Source organism: Streptomyces kronopolitis, assembly GCF_050953795.1.
In the GTDB taxonomy this organism is placed as follows: Bacteria; Actinomycetota; Actinomycetes; order Streptomycetales; family Streptomycetaceae; genus Streptomyces; species Streptomyces kronopolitis_A.
This window is the reverse complement of sequence record NZ_CP191850.1, coordinates 4,455,873-4,476,257: the sequence shown is the minus strand read 5'-3', so window position 1 is coordinate 4,476,257 and position 20,385 is coordinate 4,455,873. Positions and strand designations below refer to the sequence as shown.

The window sequence follows — 20,385 nt, the reverse complement described above, 5'->3', positions numbered from 1 at the left end:
CACGGCTACCGCGGCGCCGCCAGCGCTTCGGTGCGGTACACGGTCCCGGCGCAGGCGTCCGTGACCTTGGCGTCGGCCGCGGCGGGCTCGCCGGCCTCCGGGGTGTGGCTGAGGACGATGCCGCCGGCCGCCGCCCCGCTGTCGCCGGAGCCCGTGTCGCCGCCCGCCTGGCCGCCGCCGTCGCCCGCCGCCGTGGACCCGGTGTCCGCGGACTGTCCGGCGTCCTTGGTGGGCTCGGGGGTCGGTGAGGGCCCGGGGTTGGCGCAGCCGGTGGTGCCGCCGCCGGACTGCGGGATCCAGGCGAACTTGACCTCGTACGACTCCCCCGGCTTGAGAACAAGCTGGTCAGGGGTGGTGGCCGGGTCGGGCAGTCCGGTGGCTTCGTCGCCGGAGGTGTGGTCGACGACATGGATGCGGTCGGGGTTGGTGGCGCCCTGGGCGACCACGCCGACGGTGCCGCCGCCCTCCACGGAGCAGGCGGTGCTGGAGGTGTTGACCACCCGGAACGCGCCGTAGACGCGGCCCGCGGAGTCGGCGGTGCCGACCGTGCTGGTGCCCTGGCCGAGCTGTTCGCGCCCGCAGACCGGCGAGGTGACGTCCATGGTCTCGTCCGGGGCGGGGGTGCCGGCGCCCGCCCCGTGGCCCGCGCCGTGCTTGCCCGCGGTCCGGTCCCGGCCGCCGTGCCGGTCCGCGCCCGGCAGTCCGCCGTCCGCGCCGGGCGGCCGGGGTCCGGCCTGCTCGGTGCCCTCGCCGTGCACGCCCTCGGCGCCGCCCTGGGTGTGCCGGCTGCTCGCCGTGTTGGCGGGCCGGTCCCCGGAACTGTCGGCGAGGTTCGCCACATGGACCATGGCGGGGATGGACGTGCCGCCGAGCAGCAGCGCGGCCGCGGCGCCCACTACGGCATGGCGGCGGCGCTGCCGGCGGGCGGGCACGGCACGGCGCAGCTGCTCCAGTGCGTCCGGTGACGGTTCGAGGTCGCCGACGCGGGACTGCAGCAGCCGCCGCAGGTCGTCCTCGCCGCCGAAGCCGCCCGTGGGATGGCCGGATCCGGGCCCCTCGCCGGAGCCGCCGCGCCCGCCGCCGAAGGGGCCGTCGTCTAGGCCGCTGCCGCCGAAGGCCGCGCGGTCGTAGGCATGAGTGTCATCGCCGTCGTAGGGGCGGCTGCCGCGGCTGTCGTAGGCGTGCCCCTCGTCGTGGTCGTAGGCGCGCCTGCCGTGTTCGTCGTACGGCGAGTGGTCGGCCGCGTCACCGGTGTCTGCCGTGTCCGGTGCGGCGGCATCCGGCGTGCCGGCCTCGACAGCGATGTCATCGCCGTTGCCGGATTCTTGGCCGGAATTCGCCCCTTTCCCGTACGGGAGGCCGCGCCGGTGGCCGTCCTCGGGTCCGCCGCCTCCGGGCCCCTGTGCCGTACGCACCGCGCACAGCCCGCGCGTCGTCTCGCCGGGCCTGCCCCGCGCGCCGGCCGGGCCGTGCCGCCCCTCCTGGCCGGGGGCGCCCGGGCGCCGGTGCTCGTCAGGCGAGCCGTACGGGGCGCCGGGAGGCGGGGGGCCGGTCGGGGCGAGCCGGTTGCCGTGGGGTGTGCGGTGGTGCATGGGGTCTGTGAGGTGAGGTGAAGTGCTGCTGTTTTTCAGGGTGATCGGGGTGTTCGGGGTGTGTGCGGTGCGCGGGGGGCTGGCTTCGTGCGTGCCGCGCGAGTCGTACGGGTCGTACCGGCCGGACGTCGTGCCGTTCATGCCGGAGTCTCCATGGCGACGCGGAGCGCCGCGATGCCCCGCGACCCGTAGGCCTTGACGGAGCCGAGCGATATACCCAGCGTCTCGGCGACCTGCGCCTCGGTCATGTCGGCGAAGTAGCGCAGCACCAGCACCTCGCGCTGCCGGCGCTGGAGGCCGCGCATCGCCTGGATCAGCTGGTCCCGCTCCAGCAGGTCGTACGCGCCCTCCTCGGCGCTCGCCATGTCGGGCATCGGCTTGGAGAGCAGCTTGAGCCCGAGGATGCGGCGGCGCAGCGCGGAGCGCGAGAGGTTGACGACGGTCTGCCGGAGGTAGGCGAGGGTCTTCTCGGGTTCGCGCACCCGTCCGCGCGCGGAGTGCACGCGGATGAAGGCCTCCTGGACGACGTCCTCGCAGGAGGCGGTGTCGTCGAGGAGCAGCGCGGCGAGCCCCAGCAGGGAGCGGTAGTGCGCGCGATAGGTCTCGGTGAGGTGGTCGACCGTGGTGCCCGCTGCCATCGCGTCGTCAGATTCCCCGCGTTGCGGTGGGATCTGTGCGGGACGCGCGGTGGGCCAGGGAGCGATCACCGGCATGCTCCCGGACATGCGGGAGAGCGGCGGGCGCACTGCCGCACCTGCCGCTGCGCCCGCTGGGGCGATGGTGAATCCGAGTACCTCTGCCACGCTTGTTGGACACGCTTCCCCCCACAAGGGTTGTACGCGCAAGGCACCGCTTTTGACGATGCATCAAATGCCCTCATGCGTACCAGCTCTTCCTGAATGCCCTGTTTTCCCCGACGCGCATGCCCGCCGACCGGAGCTCACCGTGCGGCCCGCGGGTCCCTCGGGCCACCCCCTGAGGGGCGGCCACAAAGACGCGCCCCGCCCGACTGCCGGTTGCAGCGTGGCGGGGAGCGCATGGTCGAACGGATCGTCAGCCCAGATCAAGAGAGGGGTACCGGCGATTCGCTCACATAATCTTCACACGCCTCGCAAAGTATCTCCCAGATGGTCGGCGTACGGCGACCGATCGCGCCAAGTCGCGTACTCCACAGGGCGCGAGCCCCCGTCCGCGCCCGCTACCCCCGGGGGTTCCGGCCTCGCAGCTCGGCCGCCACCAGCTCCCCGACCTGTGCGGTGTTCAGCGCCGCCCCCTTGCGCAGATTGTCCCCGCACACGAACAGCTCCAGCGCCCGCGGGTCGTCCAGCGACCGGCGCACCCGCCCGACCCAGGTCGGATCCGTGCCGACGACATCGGAGGGGGTGGGGTATTCGTCCTCTGCCGGATCGTCGCACAGGACCACCCCGGGAGCCGCGGCGAGGATCTCGTGGGCGCCGCCGACCGTGACCTCGTTCTCGAAGCGGGCGTGCACGGACAGCGAATGGGTCGTGATCACCGGCACCCGTACGCAGGTGGCGGTGACCGGCAGGTCCGGCATCCCGAGGATCTTGCGGGACTCGTTGCGGATCTTGAGCTCCTCGGAGGACCAGCCGTCCTCCTGGAGCGAGCCGGCCCAGGGCACCACGTTGAGCGCGATCGGCGCCGGGAACGGCCCTAGGGTGTCCCCGGCGGCCCGCCGCACATCGCCGGGCGCGGTCCCCAGCTCCGTGCCGGACACCGCGGACACCTGTCCCCGCAGGGTGTCGATGCCGGCCCGCCCCACCCCGGAAACCGCCTGGTAGGAGGAGACGATCAGCTCGCTCAGCCCGTACTCGGCGTGCAGCGCCCCCAGCGCGACGATCATCGAGAGCGTCGTGCAGTTCGGGGTGGCGATGATGCCGCGCGGGCGCACCCGCGCCGCGTGCGCGTTGATCTCGGGGACGACCAGCGGCACGTCCGGATCCATCCGGAACGCGCCGGAGTTGTCCACGACCACCGCGCCCTTGGACACCGCGACCGGCGCCCACTGGGCGGAGACCTCGTCGGGGACGTCGAACATCGCCACGTCGATACCGTCGAAGGCCTCCTCGCTCAGCGCGACGACCTCGACCTCCGTACCCCGCACGGTCAGCTTGCGGCCGGCCGAGCGGGAAGAGGCGATCAGCCGGATCTCGCCCCAGATGTCGGCGTGCTCGGAGAGGATGCCCAGCAGAACGCCGCCGACGGTGCCCGTGGCACCGACGACGGCGAGCTGAGGCCGGGCGGCCGGGCGGGCGTCCGCCCCCGCCGAGTCAGCGTGGGACGGACGGCCCGCCTCGGCCGGAATCATCGCCCGGTGCCGCCATAGACCACGGCCTCGTCACTGTCCGTGTCGAGTCCGAAGGCGGTGTGGACGGCGCGCACGGCCTCGTTCACGTCATCGGCGCGGGTGACGACCGAGATGCGGATCTCGGAGGTCGAGATCAGCTCGATGTTCACGCCCGCGTTCGACAGCGCCTCGAAGAAGGTCGCCGTGACGCCCGGGTTGGTCTTCATACCCGCGCCGACCAGGGAGATCTTGGCGATCTGGTCGTCGTAGCGCAGCGAGTCGAAGCCGACCGCGGCACGGGTCTTCTCCAGGGCCGCGACGGCCTTGCGGCCCTCCGTCTTGGGCAGCGTGAAGGAGATGTCGGTCAGACCGGTCGACGCGGCGGACACGTTCTGCACGACCATGTCGATGTTGACCTCGGAGTCCGCGATCGCACGGAAGATGCGCGCGGCCTCGCCCGGCTTGTCCGGAACCCCGACGACCGTGACCTTCGCCTCGGAGGTGTCATGTGCGACGCCCGAGATGATTGCCTGCTCCATCGGCTGGTCCCCTTGCGGTTCGTTGCTGACCCACGTGCCCTGCAGTCCCGAGAAGGACGAGCGGACATGGATCGGGATGTTGTAACGGCGTGCGTACTCGACGCAGCGGTGCAGCAGCACCTTGGATCCGGAGCTGGCCAGCTCCAGCATGTCCTCGAAGGAGATCCAGTCGATCTTCCGGGCCTTCTTCACGACCCGCGGGTCGGCGGTGAAGACACCGTCCACATCGGTGTAGATCTCACAGACATCGGCGTCCAGGGCGGCCGCCAGCGCGACAGCGGTCGTGTCCGACCCGCCGCGGCCCAGCGTCGTGATGTCCTTCTTGTCCTGGGACACGCCCTGGAAGCCGGCGACGATGGCGATGTTGCCCTCGTCGACGGAGGTCTTGATACGGCCCGGCGTGACATCGATGATCCGTGCCTTGTTGTGCACGGAGTCGGTGATGACACCGGCCTGGCTCCCGGTGAAGGACTGCGCCTCGTGACCGAGGTTTTTGATGGCCATCGCCAGCAGGGCCATGGAGATCCGCTCTCCGGCGGTCAGCAGCATGTCGAACTCGCGCCCCGACGGAATCGGGGACACTTCCTGCGCGAGATCGATCAGCTCGTCCGTCGTGTCGCCCATCGCCGAAACCACCACGACAACCTGGTTGCCGTTCTTCTTGGCTTCGACGACTCGCTTGGCAACGCGCTTGATGCCCTCGGCATCCGCAACGGATGAGCCGCCGTACTTCTGCACGACAAGGCCCACGTGCGCTCCTCGCAACTGTCTCATCGGGAGTTTCCTCCCGGACCCCCGGAAATGGGGGTACTGCGGTCGGCTCAGTCTAACGAGCAAGCGGAATCCGCCCTGCTGATACCGCATCGTGAGACGCGTGACTCACTCCTTGACCACCGTGATCGGCGTGATCACCATGGCCACCTGAACTCGTGAGTTCCGCGTCCCGCGGGCGGTATCCACACGGCGCACCGTTGCGCCTGCCCGGCGAGCACATGCCCGCTCCAGCTCGGTACACACGAAAACGTAACCCAGCTCACAGGGTCCGGCCACGGCGCGAGGCATCACGGGGCGGTCGGCGCCTGGCGCCTCGTGCGCCCCGGCGGCGGGCGCCGGACGGGGCGCGCGGCCCCGGACGGCCGCCCCCGGGCTCAGCTTCCGCGCAGCCCCAGCGGGCCCGCGATCTCCGCCGCCATGACCTTGCCGGCCTCCTCGGCGAGCCGCTCCTCGTCGCCGGTGACGTCGCTGTCGGTGTCCAGCCCGTCCAGCTCCACCAGCGGCTGGTCGAGGCGTACGTGGGCGACCAGCGACTGCAGCGCGCGCAGGGCGGCCGAGGCGGTCGGGCCCCAGTTGGAGAGGTAGGAGAACTGCCACCACCACAGGGCCTCGCTGACCCGGCCCGCGCGGTAGTGCGCCAGGCCGTGGCGCAGGTCGGTGATGATGTCGGCCAGGTCGTCGGAGATGCGGCTGGCGACCGGCTCGCTGCGCGGCACGTACGGGTCGAAGACCTCGGAGTAGACGTCCACCGGGTCGAGCAGGGTCGCGAAGCGCTCACGCAGCTCGTCGACGTCCGCCTCGGGGCCGATGTCCGGCTCGTAGCGCTCGTCGGGGACGAAGTCCTCGTGGGCGCCCAGGCGGCCGCCGGTCAGCAGCAGCTGGGAGATCTCCAGCAGCAGGAAGGGCACCGCGCTGTCCGGCTCGTCGCCCTTGGCGACCTCGGTCACCGCGACGATGAAGCTCTCGATCGAGTCGGAGATCGATACGGCGAAGTCGTCCGGGTCCTGTGTCGCGTTGTGCAGCGTGGCATCAGACATCGAGAAGTCTCCTCCCTTCGAAGGCCCGCCCGAGCGTGACCTCGTCCGCGTACTCCAGATCGCCCCCGACCGGCAGTCCGCTGGCCAGTCGCGTCACTCTCAGGCCCATGGGTTTGATCATGCGGGCCAGATAGGTGGCCGTGGCCTCGCCCTCCAGATTGGGGTCGGTGGCCAAAATCAGCTCGGTGACGGTGCCGTCCGCGAGCCTGGCCAGCAGTTCCCTGATCCGCAGGTCGTCGGGGCCCACACCCTCGATCGGGCTGATCGCCCCGCCGAGGACGTGGTAGCGACCGCGGAACTCACGCGTCCGCTCGATCGCCACGACGTCCTTGGGCTCCTCCACGACGCAGATGACCGCCGGATCGCGCCTCGGGTCCAGGCAGACCCGGCACTGCTCCTCCTGCGCCACATTGCCGCAGGTGCCGCAGAACCGGACCTTCGCCTTGACCTCCATCAGCGCGTTCGCGAGCCGGCGGACATCGGTCGGCTCGGCCTGAAGAATGTGGAAGGCGATCCGCTGCGCGCTCTTGGGACCGACGCCGGGCAGCCTGCCCAGCTCGTCGATCAGGTCCTGGACCACGCCTTCATACACGGAACGTCTTCTTTCTCTTCTGCCGTGCTGCGTACGCTAGTTGGCTACTCCTCAGAAGGGGAGACCGGGGATTCCGCCACCGCCCAGACCCTGGGCGAGCGGGCCGAGCTTCTGCTGCTGCAGCTGCTGGGCACTGGCGTTGGCGTCCCGGACCGCCGCCAGGACGAGGTCGGCGATCGTCTCGGCCGTCTCCTCCGCGGAGTCGGTGTCGACCGCCTTGGGGTCGATGACCAGGCCCGTGAGCTCACCGGAGCCGGTCACCGTGGCCTTGACCAGGCCACCGCCCGCGGAGCCCTCGACGGGTGTCTCCGCGAGCTCCTGCTGGGCGGCCGCGAGATCCTGCTGCATCTTCTGGGCCTGCTGAAGCAGCTGCTGCATATTGGGCTGACCACCGGGGATCACGACGTGACTCCTGCCATACGACAACGATTGGTGCGGTAGCCCGAGCCTACGTGTTTCACCGCCCCCGCGCCCTACGCCGGAGGGAGGAGCACGGATGTACGTCCGGTGTACGTCTGCTGACCTGCTCGGCGGCCGGTCCGCGGCGCTTGTGGGCGCCGTCTACTCGTTGTTGAACTCCTCGATCACCGTCGCGCCGAGCTCGCGGACGATCAGGTCGTGACCGCTGAGCGCGGAGTCGACGAGATCGGCGTCGTCCTCGGCCGGCATGTCGTACTCGATCGACGTCGGCGGGGGCTCCGGCGGCGTGTACGCGGGCTCCGCCACGGGCCCGCCCTGGCCGCCGCCCGCGGACGCCGCCGGCGACACGGCCTCCCGGGCCCTCCGCGCGCCCTGGCTGCCGCCTCCGCCGCCGCTGCCACCGGCCGCCTCACCGCCCGCTCCGTACCTGCCCCCGGACGACGGGGGCGCCGCCGGGCCGCTCTGCTGCGGCGGGGCCTGCGGGGCGCCCTGCGGCGGGGCCGCGGGGGCTCCGCCGCCGAAGCCGCCACCACCGCCGCGGGGGGTGCCGCCGGCCGGCGGACCGGCGCCGCCCGACGGGTCGACGATCGCCTCGACCCGCCACTGCAGCTGGAACCGCTCGGCCAGCACGTCCTTGAGGACGTCCTCGCTGCCGCCGTTGGCGAAGCTGTCGCGGGCGCCGGCGTTGGGGAAGCCGATCTGCAGCGTCGTGCCGTCGAAGCCGGAGACCTGGGCGTTCTGGCTCAGCAGGATCCAGGTGAAGCGCCGGCGGTCCTTCACCGCCTCCAGGATGTCCGGCCACATCTGCCGTACCTGGGCGGCACCCTGCGCCGCTCCCGGGGCCGCAGCGGCCTGCGGGGCGGGCTGCTGAGGGGTGGGCTGCTGGGCCACGGGCGGGCCGGCCGGCTCCGCGGGCCCGGCGGCGGGCCCGGAGGCGGCGGGTGCCCCGCCCTGCCCCGGCGCCACGGCCGTGGGCCAGCCACCGGGCTGCCGTCCGGCGCCGCCCGCGGGGCTGCCGCCGCCGGCGCCGGTGCCCTTGGCCGTACTGCCCGGCCAGGCCCCGGGCCGGGCGCCCGCGCCCGCGGGGCCGCCGTCCTGTCCGGAAGGCTGCTGCGGCTGCACCGGGGCGCTCTGCTGCGGCCCCGCGGGGCCGCTCGGCTGCTCCGGGCCGGGTGCGGCCGCCGGCCCGCCGGACGCCGCCGTTCCTGCCGTCTGCGGCCCCGGAGCGGCCGCGCCGCCCCCCTGGCCGCCGTTCGCCGCGCCCCGCACCGCGGCACGCGCCGCGGCCGGGCCGGACGGGCCGGCGGGCGGCATCGGCGGATGTGCCTCCGGCCCCGGCACATAGCCCGCCGCGGGCCCGCCACCGGACGCCACCACCGGCGGGGCCCCGGGGCCGGGGTCGCCCCCGGGGCCCGCGGCGCCACCGGCCCGGCCCGGCAGCGCGCCACCGGCGCCGCGCTCCAGCCGGTCGAGCCGTGCCTGCACCGACCGCTCGTCGTCGTACGCCGCCGGCAGCAGCACCCGCGCGCAGATCAGCTCCAGCTGCAGCCGCGGCGAGGTCGCCCCGCGCATCTCCGTCAGGCCCGTGTTGACCAGGTCGGCGGCCCGGCTCAGCTCCGCCGCCCCGAAGACGGACGCCTGCGCCGTCATCCGCTCCACGACATCGGCGGGGGCATCGATCAGCCCCTTCTCCCCCGCGTCCGGCACGGCCGCCAGGATCACCAGATCCCGCAGCCGCTCCAGCAGGTCCGCCACGAAGCGCCGCGGGTCGTTGCCGCCCTCGATGACCCGGTCCACGACCTCGAAGGCCGCCGCCCCGTCCCCCGCGGCGAAGGCCTCCACGATCGAATCCAGCAGCGATCCGTCGGTGTAGCCCAGCAGCGCCGTCGCCATGGCATAGGTCACACCGTCGGAGGCGGCACCGGCGAGCAGCTGGTCCATCACGGACATCGAGTCACGCACCGACCCGGCACCGGCGCGCACCACCAGCGGAAGCACGCCGTCCGCGACCGGGATGTCCTCCTGGCCGCACACCTGGGCCAGGTACTCGCGCAGCGTCCCGGGCGGCACCAGCCGGAAGGGATAGTGATGCGTACGCGACCGGATCGTCCCGATGACCTTCTCGGGCTCGGTGGTCGCGAAGATGAACTTCAGATGCTCCGGCGGCTCCTCGACGACCTTCAGCAGGGCGTTGAAGCCCGCCGAGGTCACCATGTGCGCCTCATCGATGATGTAGATCTTGTACCGGCTGCTCGCCGGCCCGAAGAAGGCCTTCTCCCGCAGCTCACGGGCGTCGTCCACGCCACCGTGCGACGCCGCGTCGATCTCGATCACGTCGATCGAGCCCCGGCCGTTCCTGGCCAGGTCCACGCACGACTGGCAGGTCCCGCAGGGCGTGGGGGTGGGACCTTCCTCACAGTTGAGGCAGCGCGCCAGGATCCGCGCGCTCGTCGTCTTGCCGCAGCCACGCGGCCCACTGAACAGATAGGCGTGATTGACGCGATTGTTCCGCAATGCCTGCTGCAGCGGATCGGTCACGTGCTCTTGCCCGATGACCTCGGCGAAGGTCTCGGGGCGGTAGCGGCGGTACAGCGCGAGGGACGACACGCATACGACGATATCGGGCCGCACTGACAACCCACCGGCCCGCGAACGCAAGCGCCCCCCACGCACCCGCCAGAGCCGACCTACCCTTGCTGCCTTCCGGCCCTGGGGGAGTTCAGTCAGATAGCGCCACGTGAGGGGCTGCGCACCACAGTAGCGGATCCCCGGCCCCGGAAACGACCCGGACCCCCGCCCCCGACCCACTCCGCCCCCTCCCGGACCCCCTCCTCCGGATCATGTTCGCGAGCACTCCCCAACGTCTTGTATTGTTTGCGGCGGAGGATTCGCCTAGTGGCCTAGGGCGCACGCTTGGAAAGCGTGTTGGGGGCAACCCCTCACGAGTTCGAATCTCGTATCCTCCGCCAGTGCTCTCACCGGGCACAACGTTGAAGGGCCCCACCGCTTGCGGTGGGGCCCTTCAACGTTGCGGCGGCAGTTCCGGGCTATCGCCCGTTGAGTACAGCGCGGCACGCCTTGCAGTACATGGCCGCGTTCTGCCCGTGCCGCCGCATCAGCTGGCTGCACCCGGCGCACAGCCCGAGTTCCCAAGGCGGGCAGCCCAGCGCCGCGGAGGCCGCCGCCCGCTCGACGGGAGTGATCCGTATCGGGTCGCAGACGCGTGGGGCCGGCAGGCGGGGGAGGGTGAAGCCACCGGTCGGTTGGTCGAGATCACGAAGAGGCCGGGCGTCACCGACGGACCAGTTGTCCTCGCCCGCCCGGCAGGTACGGTCGATCTCCTGCTCGGCGAAGGTGACCGCGTCGTCGTCCTCTTCGACCGGTGCTGCGGGCAAGGGCGTCTTCTCTTCGACGATCTCCTCCCACAGCGCACGATCGGCTGCCGGCACCCACATGTGGCGCCCCGCACGGCCGCTCCCCCGGCTGGGCACGTAGACCGGCACGCTCTGCCCCGTCGCGCTCTGCAGGACGAGATCCTCGATGAAGACCGGCTTCTTCTGCGGGAGGCACAGCGCGGGCACGAACCAGTCGGCGTGCACCGCGCCACAATGGCCGGCGCCCTCGCTGAGGAGACAGTGGCGCTCCCTGCTCGGTAGGCACTTCCAGGTCTCGAGGTGCCGGTACCCGCCGCGGATCACCATCTCCTTGCCGTCGGCGATGTCCTTCCACGGCATGTCATCGACGCGTGCCCAGGGAGCCCGGTCGATCAGTGAAGCCGTCCGGTCCTTCGCCACCCAGAGCGGGGTGATGCCGTGCTCCACCGCGTTGACCGAGCGCCGGTGCACGCTGCTGGGGCTGAGGTGGTGGTACTGGATCTCCCAGCCGATCCTGAGGCCGCCGGGGCCGGTGACGACGGCGTCCGAGATGCTCCGCCGGTTGGCCATGGGCATCTCGGCCTCGGCGTCCAGGCCGTAGCGCCCGGCGGTCTCGACGATGCGCTCCTTGGTGGCTTTGTGCTGGGCGCTCTCCGCCGGAGTCGCCTTGTGCGTGATCGGCAGGTGCGAGGCCACGAGCGGTCGTCTGCCCCCGACCCGGCCCCGGCGGATGAACATCCACGGAGACTTCCCGCCGGTCTCCGACAGGCATTCCCGTCCGTCGTGGTGTGCGAGGCATTCGAGCAGTTGCGGGTCGCGATCGGAGACCCTGGCGGTGATCTCCCGCAGCAGATCGGGACGTCCCGGGTGACCGAGGTCGGGCAGGGACAGATTGATCTCTATGCCATATCCGGTGTGCCACACCCCATTAGCCATTCCTCCACCATAGGAACGGCCACTGACACTCAACAGGGCGCGCAGGAGAGTCAACGCCACTATGGGGGGCGGTAGTTCGCGTGCGAACCCAGAGGGCAAGCGGCTGCGGCGAGGAACACCCCGGGCCGCTTCCACCCCTCCCCCGCTCCCCCGCTCCCCCGCGTCGCTCCGTGACAACCCGCCGCCAGCCGGAACAACAGCCAATCGGTGGCGTCGGCCGGAGCGCGGATGGGACACGGCAGGTACCGGCGGCCGCCTCGAACTCCCAGGGTGGCAGCCTCCTTTGACCGGGGGTACCGGCCGGCGGGAGATTTGGCGTCCTTCGTATCGCGCCGGGTGGTGATCTCCTGGGGCAGAGGACCCAGCGGGTGGTGTTGTTTCGCCTGCCCGCTTTGGCAAGGCGCACTGGACTCCTCGACCTCACGTAGCGCTCGTGACGGTCCCTCCAGCGCGAGTTCCACGCCACGTTGCCGATTCCATCAGCGGGGCCAGGAATTCCTGGAGCAGCCGCCGCGGTAAACCGTCGAACGGGCTTTGCCGGTTTTCCCGTTCGACGGATTGTCGGTGGATGGCTCGATCTCGCCTTTGCTTGTGTGATGTGTGGGGGTGAATGGCATCGGGCGTGCCGTGCTCGTGTTTCGCTACGGCGTGACCGCGGCATTTGGGGGCGCTCGTACGCGGTGGTGGTGAGCGGAGTGAGAGTGCCGGGTGGGGCGTGTTCGGTGCGCCGGCGGAGGGGTGGGGCGGGAGTGCGCCGCTGCCGCGGGACGCCCGGAACGGCATGGGTGCGGGCGGGTCCGGGGCGGGGTGGCAGCAGCGTCGACGTGGCCGCGGTGGTCACGAGGTACCGCGGGTGCGTGGAGGACGAGTTTTTTCGTCCTCCGGTTTTGTGGGCGGCGCGCACTCAGAGCTGGAAATCTTGCGAACTACGCGCATTCCACCGGGTAGTTCGTGTGATGTGGATCACAGAGGCGATGTTCGGCGCGGTGCTACGTTCCGCCATCAGCAAGTCCGTTGCTGGTGGCAAATTACGGAGGTGGCAATGCCCGAGCAGTCCGAGCAGGCGCCCACGGAATACATTCCACCGATGCTGGTCGAGGTCGGCGAGTTCACCGAAGACACCCTGGGCAACTGGCACGGTACGTCGCCCGATTGGTTCTTCAACTACTACTGGTAAACCGTCTGCCGGGAGTGGTGACCGACGGGGGAGCCGGGCCTGCGTGTGCGGAGCCCGGTCTCCTTCTCATCGATGAGGGCTGCGGCCCGCCCGTGGAGTCGAGGCATGCGGTGCTTCCCCACGGCGCGCTCTTCGGCCGGCGGCCGGCGGGGGGATGGCGTAGTTGAGTGCTGGGTTCGTGGTCCTGCCCGATACCGCCGACGGTGCGGAGATCCGGGCGCTCGTGCCGTTCGCGCGGGCCGGCGTGGTCGCGCACGCCTCCGGGCGGCCGTGGCTGGTCGGTGAGTGGTCCCGCGATCAGATGCGGGTGGCCTCGGCCGGGCCGGTACGGCTTGCCGTGTTCGGGTCGTGCCCGGTCACCGAGGACGGGCTGGCGCGGATCGCCGCCCGCGTCTCCCGGATGTCCGATCTGGAGCGGGCCGTTCCGTCGCTGCTGGGGTCCTGCCATGTCGTGGCCTCGGTGGATGGGAAGGTCCGGCTGCAGGGCAGCGCCTCCGGGCTGCGGCGCGTCTTCCACACCCGGGTGAACGGTGTGCGGGTCGCCGCGGACCGGTCCGCTGTGCTCGCCGCGATGACCGGGGCCGGGGTCGACGAGGAAGCGCTGGCGCTGCATGTCGCGTGCGGATTGCAGGTGCCCTATCCGGCCAACGCGCGCAGTGCATGGTCGGGCATCGGCACGCTCGCCCCGGAGAACTGTCTGCTGTGGGACGGCAACCGGGACCGGGAAGCGGTGTGGTGGAGTCCGCCCACACCGGACTGGTCGCCACGCGACGGAACAGCGGCGGTGCGGGACGCCCTCCTCTCCGTGGTGGACCGCGGTGCGCCCCGGGAAGGCCGGTTGAGCGCGGACCTGTCCGGCGGGCTGGATTCGACGTCCCTGTGCTTTCTGGCGGCCCGGCACACGCCCCGGCTGCTGACCTTCCGCTGGGGCGAGGCCGACGCGGGCAACGACGACGCGGCGTACGCGGGGCATGCGTCGCGGCTGCTCGACCGCGCCGAGCACCTCGTCGTGCCGCAGCACGAGCTCCCCGAGATCTTCGCCGACCCCGGCCGCGCGGTGTCCGCCGAGGAGCCCGTCTCGCTGACCCGTGCGACGGCCCGGATCCGGTGGGGCGCCCGGCTGCTCGCGGACCGCGGCTCCCGCCGGCATCTGGCGGGGCACGGCGGCGACGAGCTGTTCTCCCCGATGCCGACCTATCTGCACGCGCTGCTGCGCCGCAACCCGGTGACGGCCCTCCAGCACGTACGGGCGCACTGCGCGTTGAAACGCTGGCCGCTGAAGGCGACGCTCGCCGCGCTCGCGCAGCCGGGAAGTCTGCCCGCGTGGTGGCGGGACCAGGCCGAGCTGTTGACCGCGCCCCGCCCGCCGCTGCGCCGCCCGGCGCTGGGCTGGGGCCTGGGGCCCGTACGGGCGGCGCCCTGGATGACCCCCGACGGCGTCGCGCTGGCCCGGGACGCGCTGCGCCGCGCCGCCGAGGGTGCGCGCCCGCTCGCCGAGGACCTCGCCACCCACACGATGGTGCTCATGATCCGCTCCAATACGGCCAGTTACCGGCTGCTGGCCGGGCTGTACGCCGAGGCCGGGGTGGAGCTGGACATGCCGTATCTGGACGACACCGTCCTCGACGCCGTGCTGCGCGTCCCGGCGCACCGGCACGCCGGGCCCTGGCGGTACAAGCCCCTGCTGGCCGATGCCACGGACGGTCTCGTGCCGGACGCGATCCGGGCGCGGTCCACCAAGGGCGAGTTCGGCGAGGACATCAGACGGGGGCTGCGCCGTAACCTGCCCGCCGTTCTGGACCTCTTCGACGATTCCGCGCTGGCGGCCCGCGGGCTGATCGACACCGCCGCGCTCCGGCTGCGGCTGGGCGGGCCGCAGCCGGACAACACCACCGCCCAGGCGCTGGAGAGCCTGCTCGGCTGCGAGACCTGGCTGCGCACCGCCGGCGGCCCCGGCACCGCTCCCCGTGCCGGCAACGGCACTGTCACCTCGGAGGTCTGACCCGTATGCGGCTTCATCCCGACGTCTCCATGACGGACACCGACGACGGCACGGTGCTGCTGCATCAGCGCACCGGCCGTTACTGGCAGCTCAACGTCACCGGCAGCCGCGTACTGCAGCGCCTGCTGGACGGGGACACGCCCGAGGCGATCGCCGACGGCCTCGCCGCCGCCCACGGCATCGACCCGCAGCGGGCCCGGCACGACGTCGACGCGGTGGTCGGGCAACTGCGCGGCGCCGAGCTGACGGTGGCCCCATGAGCCAGTCCATGGCGCTGGACCGGCGCGCCCGGCTCCCCCTGCGGCGCCGCCTGCTGCCGCTGCTCGCCGTCGGGATCGCGCGGCCGCTGGCCCGCCTGAAACCGGTACGGCTGCGCACCGTCCTCGAATTCGCCCGCCGCGGGGCGGCGCCGGCCGATGCCGGCCAGGCCCGGCGGGCTCGCGACCAGGTCGTGGCGGTGAGCCTGCGCTGTGCCGGGCAGAACTGTCTGCAGCGCTCCCTCGCCACCGCGCTGCTGTGCCGGGCCCGCGGGGTGTGGCCCACCTGGTGCACGGGCGTACGCACCCATCCCTTCGCCGCCCACGCCTGGGTCGAGGCCGACGGCCGGCTGATCGGCGAGCCGCACCCCAAGGACTACTTCAAGCCACTGCTGACCGTGCCGCCCCGCGCCCCGGCCGGCGCCGAGGAGCGCTGAACGCCGCCCCGCCGCACCGTCGGCGGCCCGCCCGGACACCCCCGTTCCTCCACGACGACCGAAGGGCTGATCCCGTGCACACCCTCCCTCTCCCCCGGCCGGAGGTGGCCGCCCGATGACCGCCGTGCACACGGACGGAACACGCCGCCCCGCCGCCGGCGCGCTCCGGCTCGTCGAGAGCCGCACCACCCGCCCCACGACGGTGGAGATCACCGACTATGTGCGGGCGATGTCCGTCCACTGCCCCTACCTCAGCCCCTCCGTGGAGCACGGGCTGACGGCGTGGACGGTGTACGAGGCGGCCGGGGATCCGGCGGATGTCGAGGCGGAGATCTTCCGGGCCGGGGTGCGCGCGGCGGAGTGGGTCCGGACGCAGCTGAGCCGCCCCCGTGGTGCGCTGGTCTGCGAGAACCTCGCGGTGTTCGGCGCCGGCCGGGAGGTGCTGGCGTGGCCGCACTGGGCGCTGAAGAACCTCTACGGCCCGGTCGGGGTGATGTTCGGGAAGTTCCCGCTGGGCGATCAGGTCACCGACCACCGCGGCCGCATGGTCCCGGAGCCGCCGGTCCCGTTCCTGGCCGTGCGGGCCGCCGTACGGGCCCGCGATCCGCTGTTCCTGAGCCGGACACCGGATCTGGCCGCCCTCGTGGCGGAGGCGGCGGACGACGGCCGGGACGTCTTCGCCGGGCTTTCGCGCGAGTGGAAGGACGTCAAGCTGTGGGCGCAGCGCCGCCTGCCGAGGCGGTAGCGGCAGCGTTCGACGGCCTGGGCGCCGAGGCGGCCTGCGATGCGTGCTCGGAGCGGACCGAGGAGCGCGTGACGCGGGCGGAGGGGGGCTGAGTCCGGCCGGTCAGCGCCCGGGGGCGGCCTGCGGGGGTACCGACTCGCCCTCCTCCTCGCGTGTGACGGCCGCGTTCACCGCCTCGGGCGGCATCGCGAGGCGCACGGCGGTGTAGTGGATGACGAGGCTGAAGACGATCACGATGACCAGGTCCCACCAGTCCGGCAGGGCGCGGATGCCGCCGTAGCGCCCCAGGCGGCCGATGAGGACCATGCCGCCCAGCCAGGGCCAGATCCAGGCGGCCGACCTGCCGCGCAGGCCGCTGCGTTCGCCCACCGGGATGCCGCGGCGGGTGAGCGCGAGGACGGCGAAACCGAGCAGGGCGGCGAGGCCGAGCTTCCAGTCCGCCTCGTAACCGGACCAGTAGAAGATCAAGTTGGCGAAGACGAACCCCGCGGGGGCCATGAGGGGTCCGCGGGGCAGGCGGTAGGGGCGGTGGCGGCCGCCGTCGCGCACGCGCAGCGCGTGCAGGGACACCGGCGCGAACGCGTACATGATCGCCGCGGCCGAGGTGACCAGGCCGACCAAGGCCTGCCAGCTGGGGAAGGGCAGGAAGGCCAGCTCGCCGACCACGAAGGCGAGGAGCGTCGAGACGACCGGCACCCGGCTGCGGCCCAGCTGGGTGAGGGGCTGGGGCAGGACCCGCTCGCGGCCCATGGCGTACGTGAGCCGGGCGGCGCCGGCCATGTAGACCAGGCCGGTGCCCGCCGGGGAGATCACGGCGTCGACGTAGAGGATGGTCGCCAGCCAGCCGGCCCCGATGGTGGTGGCGAGGGTGGCGTAGGGCCCGAAGTTGCCCTTGCCCACCGGGTTGTCCCAGCCGTGGATGAGGACGCCGGGGTCGAGGGCGGCGATGAAGGCGATCTGCAGCAGGAGGTAGAGGCCGGTGCCGACCGCCATGGCCACGATCACCGCGCGGGAGACGTCCCGCTGCGGATTGCGGGCCTCACCGGCCAGTTGGATGGCCTGCTCGAAGCCCAGCAGCGCGAACACCACTCCGGCGGGCAGCGCCGCGAAGACGCCGTGCGCCCCGTGGGGTGCGAAGCCGCCGCCCGCGGTGAAGTTCGAGCCGTGGAAGGCGAGCGTCATCAGCACCACCACGGTCAGCAGCGGTACCGCCGTCTTCACCACGGCGGTGACCGAGTTGATCCCGGACAGCAGGCGTACGCCGAGGACGTTGATGACGGTGAACAGCAGCATGAAGCAGGTCGCGACGACCAGGCCCGCGGCGGTGAGGGTGCCGTTCGGGTGCAGCATCTGCACCCGGTCGCGGACCCAGCCGATGCGGTCCAGGTAGGAGAGCGTGGCCTCGACCTCGATCGGTGAGATCAGGACCGAGCGCAGCCAGGACATCCAGCCCGCCGTGAAGCCCACCAGGGGGCCGAAGGCGAAGAAGGGGAAGCGGGCGGTGCCGCCCGCGATCGGGTAGGTGGCGCCCAGCTCCGCGTGGGCCAGTGCGAGCACGGCGAGCATCGCCGAGGCGAGCACCCAGGAGACCAGGGACGCCGGTCCGGCGATGGCGGCCGTGGTGAGGGCACCCAGCAGCCAGCCGGAACCGATGATCGATCCCAGGGAGATGAACATCAGCCCCCAGAACCCGACCGCCCGGCGGAGGTGGCGGGCTCCAGCGGCGCTGTCACTCCCGGCTGTGGCCGGCCTCGTCACGCGCGCTCCTGGTTCACGGGACCATCTTGGGCCCGGCGGGCGGGGCCGGTGGGACCGACGCGCTGGGTGTCACCCCGTGTACCACGGGTGACGGAGGGGGTGGGACGCGCGGGACGGTGGGTAATGGCAGGCTCAGCCGTCCCCCGGCCCGCCCGTCACCCGGCCTGTCGGTCTCCGTCGGCGACGGGGCGGACGGTGGGTGAGGCGTGCGTGGTGCCGTTGCGCTGTGGGGGACGGGTGTGGAACAGCGTGGCGTACAGGCCGCGGCGGGACAGGAGTTGGGCGTGGGTGCCGGATTCCACCAGGCGCCCCTTGTCCAGGACCAGAACGCGGTCGGCGTCCGCGGCGAGCGCCAGGTCGTGCGTGATCACGAGGGTGGTGCGGCCTTCGGCCAGGCGGCGCAGCGGCCCGAGGATGCGCTGGGTGGCGAGGGTGTCCAGGCCGGTGGTGGGCTCGTCGAGGAGGAGTACGGGCGCGTTGCGCAGCATGGCGCGGGCGATGGCGACGCGTTGCAGCTGACCGCCGGAGAGCCGGGAGGTGCCGGGGGCGATGACCGTCTCGTAGCCGTCGGGGAGGTCGGTGATGAAGGTGTGGGCGTCGGCGGCCCGGGCGGCGCGGACGACCTCGTCGTGGGTGACGTCGCGCCCGCAGGCGATGTTCTCCTCCACGGTGTCGTGCAGAACCAGGGTCTCCTGGGGCAGCAGGGTGATGTTGCTGCGTATCTGGGCGAGGGGCAGCCGGTTCAGGGGGATGCCGTCCAGCCGGACGCTGCCGGTGTCCGGGTCGTAGAAGCGCAGCAGCAGGGCGGCCAGGGTCGACTTTCCGGCGCCGCTGGGGCCGGTGATGCACACGAGTTCCCCGGGTACCGCGCTGAACGAGAAGTCGTGGAGGGCCTCGTCCGTATTGCCGGGGTAGCGGAAGCCGACCCCGCAGGCCTCGACGGCGCCGACCGCGCGCTTGGGCGCCGGCACGACGTCGGAGGGCTCCGGGTCGGTGACGGCGGGCCGGGCGTCGAGGATCTCCAGCAGTCGCTCGGCTCCGGCGGTGGCCTCGGTGACGGTCAGTCCGAGCTGGCCCAGTCCGCGGATCGGCGGGTAGAGGTAGCCGATGAAGGCGGCGAAGGCCAGGAGCTGGCCCAGGGACATCCGGTCGGCGGAGATCTCCCAGGCGCCCAGGCCGATGATGGCGAGCACGCAGAGCGTTTCGAGGACCTCGACCAGCTGGCTGTACAGCTCGTTGAGGCGGGCGCTGGTCACCGAGGCCCGCAGCCAGCGGCGGGCCTCCCGGCGGAGCCGTGCCTGTTCGTCGCGCTGCCGGTTGTAGGCCTGCGTCAGGACGACGTTGACCAGCCCCTCCTCCACCACGGAGGTGATGGCGCCGTCCGCGACGCGTTCCCGGCGGGAGACCTCCTTGACCCGGCCGGTGAAGCGGCTGGCGGCTATCAGGAACAGCGGGACCAGGGCGAAGGTGGCGAGCGCCAGGTCCCAGCGCAGCCAGAGCGCGGCACCGGCGTAGAAGAGGACGGCGAAGCCGGCCGAGACCGCCTGCACGAGCCCGGTGACCACCAGTTGCTCGATGGCGTCCACGTCGCCGGTCATGCGCTCGACCAGGTCACCCCGGCGGTTGCGCTGGAAGAAGTGCGGGGGCAGCTTCTGCAGATGGGCGAAGACCCGTGCCCTGAGCCGCATGACGAAGCGTTCGGCCGTCCAGGCGGCGAGCGAGTTGCCCAGATATCCCACGATCGCGCCGGCCACGGCCACCGCGAGCCACAGGCCGGCGGGGCCCCAGAAGGCGCTGACCGAGCCCTTCTGCAGGGCGTTGTCGGTGAGTTCGGCGAATAGCAGGATGGCCGCGGTCTCCGCGAGCGCGGCCACGATGGCGCTCAGGCAGACCAGCACGATCCAGCGCCGGTCGCCGCGGGTCAGCGGCCAGAAGCGGCGTACGGACTCCTTGAAGCCCACTCGCCGGGTGCTGATCGAGGTGTCGACGACGAGCTGGTGGAACACGTTGTCCGTGTCCGAGGGCGGTCGCCGCCAGGTTCGTGCGGCGGCCCCTGGGAGCCCGGAGTCGTCACGGTCTCCGTAGTCGTCAGCGTCACGGTCCGGAAGAGGCCCGCTCGGAGAGGCTCTGTCGCCGGCTTCGCTGCCCGGCGTGCCCCTGCCCGGAGCATCGCTGTCCGGAGCGTAGATGGCCGGAGAATCGCTGTCCGGCAGAGGGGATTCCCCTCCCATGGGTGGTGGTTCCGCACCTCGTTGAGGCGCTTCGAGGCGCTCTCGGCGCCGGCGTGAGCTGCGCAGATGCATGGTCGCGACTCGTCTCGTCGCTGCTGCTTCGGCTGTTGACCGGGGCCACGTGGCACGGCCCCCTAACCAACGAGGCGGACCCGCGCGGTACGCGAGCCAGCCTCGAACTCAGGGGTTTGAGTCAGTAACCGCGC

16 protein-coding genes, 1 tRNA gene and 1 other RNA gene are annotated in these 20,385 nt (G+C 72.3%); 6 read left to right on the top strand and 12 right to left on the bottom strand.

Annotated features, from left to right (window positions below):
• Positions 1-5: 5 nt before the first annotated feature.
• From ACQP17_RS19810 to ffs, 9 genes are all read right to left on the bottom strand, one after another.
• Complete coding sequence (locus ACQP17_RS19810) at positions 6-1,733, bottom strand: hypothetical protein (protein ID WP_433857468.1); 1,728 nt, start codon at positions 1,731-1,733, stop codon at positions 6-8.
• Positions 1,730-2,305, bottom strand: a complete 576-nt coding sequence (locus tag ACQP17_RS19805; protein WP_364873100.1) for a SigE family RNA polymerase sigma factor — start codon at positions 2,303-2,305, stop codon at positions 1,730-1,732. Before ACQP17_RS19805 ends, ACQP17_RS19810 begins: the two co-directional genes overlap by 4 nt.
• Before the next feature lie 485 nt (positions 2,306-2,790).
• Positions 2,791-3,921: an aspartate-semialdehyde dehydrogenase gene (locus ACQP17_RS19800; protein ID WP_433857467.1), complete on the bottom strand. Its 1,131-nt coding sequence runs from the start codon at positions 3,919-3,921 to the stop codon at positions 2,791-2,793.
• Positions 3,918-5,189 (bottom strand): aspartate kinase, encoded by a 1,272-nt coding sequence (locus ACQP17_RS19795; protein ID WP_069572832.1) that lies wholly within the window; start codon positions 5,187-5,189, stop codon positions 3,918-3,920. Before ACQP17_RS19795 ends, ACQP17_RS19800 begins: the two co-directional genes overlap by 4 nt.
• Positions 5,190-5,587: 398 nt before the next feature.
• On the bottom strand, positions 5,588-6,250 hold the full coding sequence (locus ACQP17_RS19790) for a DUF5063 domain-containing protein (protein ID WP_433857466.1): 663 nt from the start codon (positions 6,248-6,250) through the stop codon (positions 5,588-5,590).
• Positions 6,243-6,842 carry a recombination mediator RecR gene (gene recR / locus ACQP17_RS19785; protein ID WP_018089931.1) on the bottom strand — a complete coding sequence of 200 codons (600 nt, stop codon included), beginning with the start codon at positions 6,840-6,842 and terminating at the stop codon, positions 6,243-6,245. The genes ACQP17_RS19790 and recR overlap by 8 nt, the downstream gene beginning before the upstream one ends.
• Positions 6,843-6,893: 51 nt before the next feature.
• Complete coding sequence (locus ACQP17_RS19780) at positions 6,894-7,244, bottom strand: YbaB/EbfC family nucleoid-associated protein (RefSeq protein ID WP_093484352.1); 351 nt, start codon at positions 7,242-7,244, stop codon at positions 6,894-6,896.
• 159 nt (positions 7,245-7,403) lie between these two features.
• Positions 7,404-9,869 carry a DNA polymerase III subunit gamma and tau gene (locus ACQP17_RS19775; RefSeq protein WP_433857465.1) on the bottom strand — a complete coding sequence of 822 codons (2,466 nt, stop codon included), beginning with the start codon at positions 9,867-9,869 and terminating at the stop codon, positions 7,404-7,406.
• Positions 9,870-9,913: 44 nt separating this feature from the next.
• An RNA gene (gene ffs / locus ACQP17_RS19770) (signal recognition particle sRNA small type) lies at positions 9,914-10,012 on the bottom strand.
• Between the two features lie 131 nt (positions 10,013-10,143).
• On the opposite strand from ffs, the gene ACQP17_RS19765 reads away from it, so the two are divergent.
• Positions 10,144-10,231 (top strand) — tRNA-Ser (locus tag ACQP17_RS19765).
• Positions 10,232-10,309: 78 nt separating this feature from the next.
• Here the strand turns inward: ACQP17_RS19765 and ACQP17_RS19760 are convergent.
• The gene (locus ACQP17_RS19760) at positions 10,310-11,572 is read right to left on the bottom strand and encodes a hypothetical protein (RefSeq protein WP_433857464.1); all 1,263 of its coding nucleotides are present in this window, start codon (positions 11,570-11,572) and stop codon (positions 10,310-10,312) included.
• Positions 11,573-12,614: 1,042 nt separating this feature from the next.
• On the opposite strand from ACQP17_RS19760, the gene ACQP17_RS19755 reads away from it, so the two are divergent.
• The 5 genes from ACQP17_RS19755 (at position 12,615) to ACQP17_RS19735 (ending at position 16,190) form a co-directional block, all read left to right on the top strand.
• Positions 12,615-12,749 (top strand): lasso RiPP family leader peptide-containing protein, encoded by a 135-nt coding sequence (locus ACQP17_RS19755; protein WP_329148588.1) that lies wholly within the window; start codon positions 12,615-12,617, stop codon positions 12,747-12,749.
• Positions 12,750-12,927: 178 nt separating this feature from the next.
• Positions 12,928-14,751, top strand: a complete 1,824-nt coding sequence (locus ACQP17_RS19750) for a lasso peptide isopeptide bond-forming cyclase (RefSeq protein ID WP_433859950.1) — start codon at positions 12,928-12,930, stop codon at positions 14,749-14,751.
• A gap of 5 nt (positions 14,752-14,756) precedes the next feature.
• Positions 14,757-15,011 carry a lasso peptide biosynthesis PqqD family chaperone gene (locus tag ACQP17_RS19745; RefSeq protein WP_433857463.1) on the top strand — a complete coding sequence of 85 codons (255 nt, stop codon included), beginning with the start codon at positions 14,757-14,759 and terminating at the stop codon, positions 15,009-15,011.
• Complete coding sequence (locus ACQP17_RS19740; RefSeq protein ID WP_433857462.1) at positions 15,008-15,445, top strand: lasso peptide biosynthesis B2 protein; 438 nt, start codon at positions 15,008-15,010, stop codon at positions 15,443-15,445. Before ACQP17_RS19745 ends, ACQP17_RS19740 begins: the two co-directional genes overlap by 4 nt.
• Before the next feature lie 115 nt (positions 15,446-15,560).
• On the top strand, positions 15,561-16,190 hold the full coding sequence (locus ACQP17_RS19735; RefSeq protein ID WP_433857461.1) for a hypothetical protein: 630 nt from the start codon (positions 15,561-15,563) through the stop codon (positions 16,188-16,190).
• Between the two features lie 102 nt (positions 16,191-16,292).
• Here ACQP17_RS19735 and ACQP17_RS19730 read toward each other — a convergent pair whose 3' ends face one another.
• A complete protein-coding gene (locus tag ACQP17_RS19730) occupies positions 16,293-17,948 on the bottom strand; it encodes an APC family permease (RefSeq protein ID WP_433857460.1) in 1,656 nt (551 codons plus the stop codon).
• Between the two features lie 155 nt (positions 17,949-18,103).
• Positions 18,104-19,909, bottom strand: a complete 1,806-nt coding sequence (locus ACQP17_RS19725) for an ABC transporter ATP-binding protein (protein WP_433859949.1) — start codon at positions 19,907-19,909, stop codon at positions 18,104-18,106.
• Positions 19,910-20,385: the final 476 nt, after the last annotated feature.

What these genes read in the sequence shown, in the direction of transcription:
- ACQP17_RS19735 (WP_433857461.1), top strand. Translation starts at nt 15,561, where the DNA reads ATGACCGCCGTGCACACGGACGGAACACGCCGCCCCGCCGCCGGCGCG.
- ACQP17_RS19745 (WP_433857463.1), top strand. Translation starts at nt 14,757, where the DNA reads ATGCGGCTTCATCCCGACGTCTCCATGACGGACACCGACGACGGCACG.
- ACQP17_RS19790 (WP_433857466.1), bottom strand. Translation starts at nt 6,250, where the DNA reads ATGTCTGATGCCACGCTGCACAACGCGACACAGGACCCGGACGACTTC.
- ACQP17_RS19810 (WP_433857468.1), bottom strand. Translation starts at nt 1,733, where the DNA reads ATGAACGGCACGACGTCCGGCCGGTACGACCCGTACGACTCGCGCGGC.
- ACQP17_RS19740 (WP_433857462.1), top strand. Translation starts at nt 15,008, where the DNA reads ATGAGCCAGTCCATGGCGCTGGACCGGCGCGCCCGGCTCCCCCTGCGG.
- ACQP17_RS19800 (WP_433857467.1), bottom strand. Translation starts at nt 3,921, where the DNA reads ATGATTCCGGCCGAGGCGGGCCGTCCGTCCCACGCTGACTCGGCGGGG.
- ACQP17_RS19805 (WP_364873100.1), bottom strand. Translation starts at nt 2,305, where the DNA reads ATGCCGGTGATCGCTCCCTGGCCCACCGCGCGTCCCGCACAGATCCCA.
- ACQP17_RS19760 (WP_433857464.1), bottom strand. Translation starts at nt 11,572, where the DNA reads ATGGCTAATGGGGTGTGGCACACCGGATATGGCATAGAGATCAATCTG.
- ACQP17_RS19755 (WP_329148588.1), top strand. Translation starts at nt 12,615, where the DNA reads ATGCCCGAGCAGTCCGAGCAGGCGCCCACGGAATACATTCCACCGATG.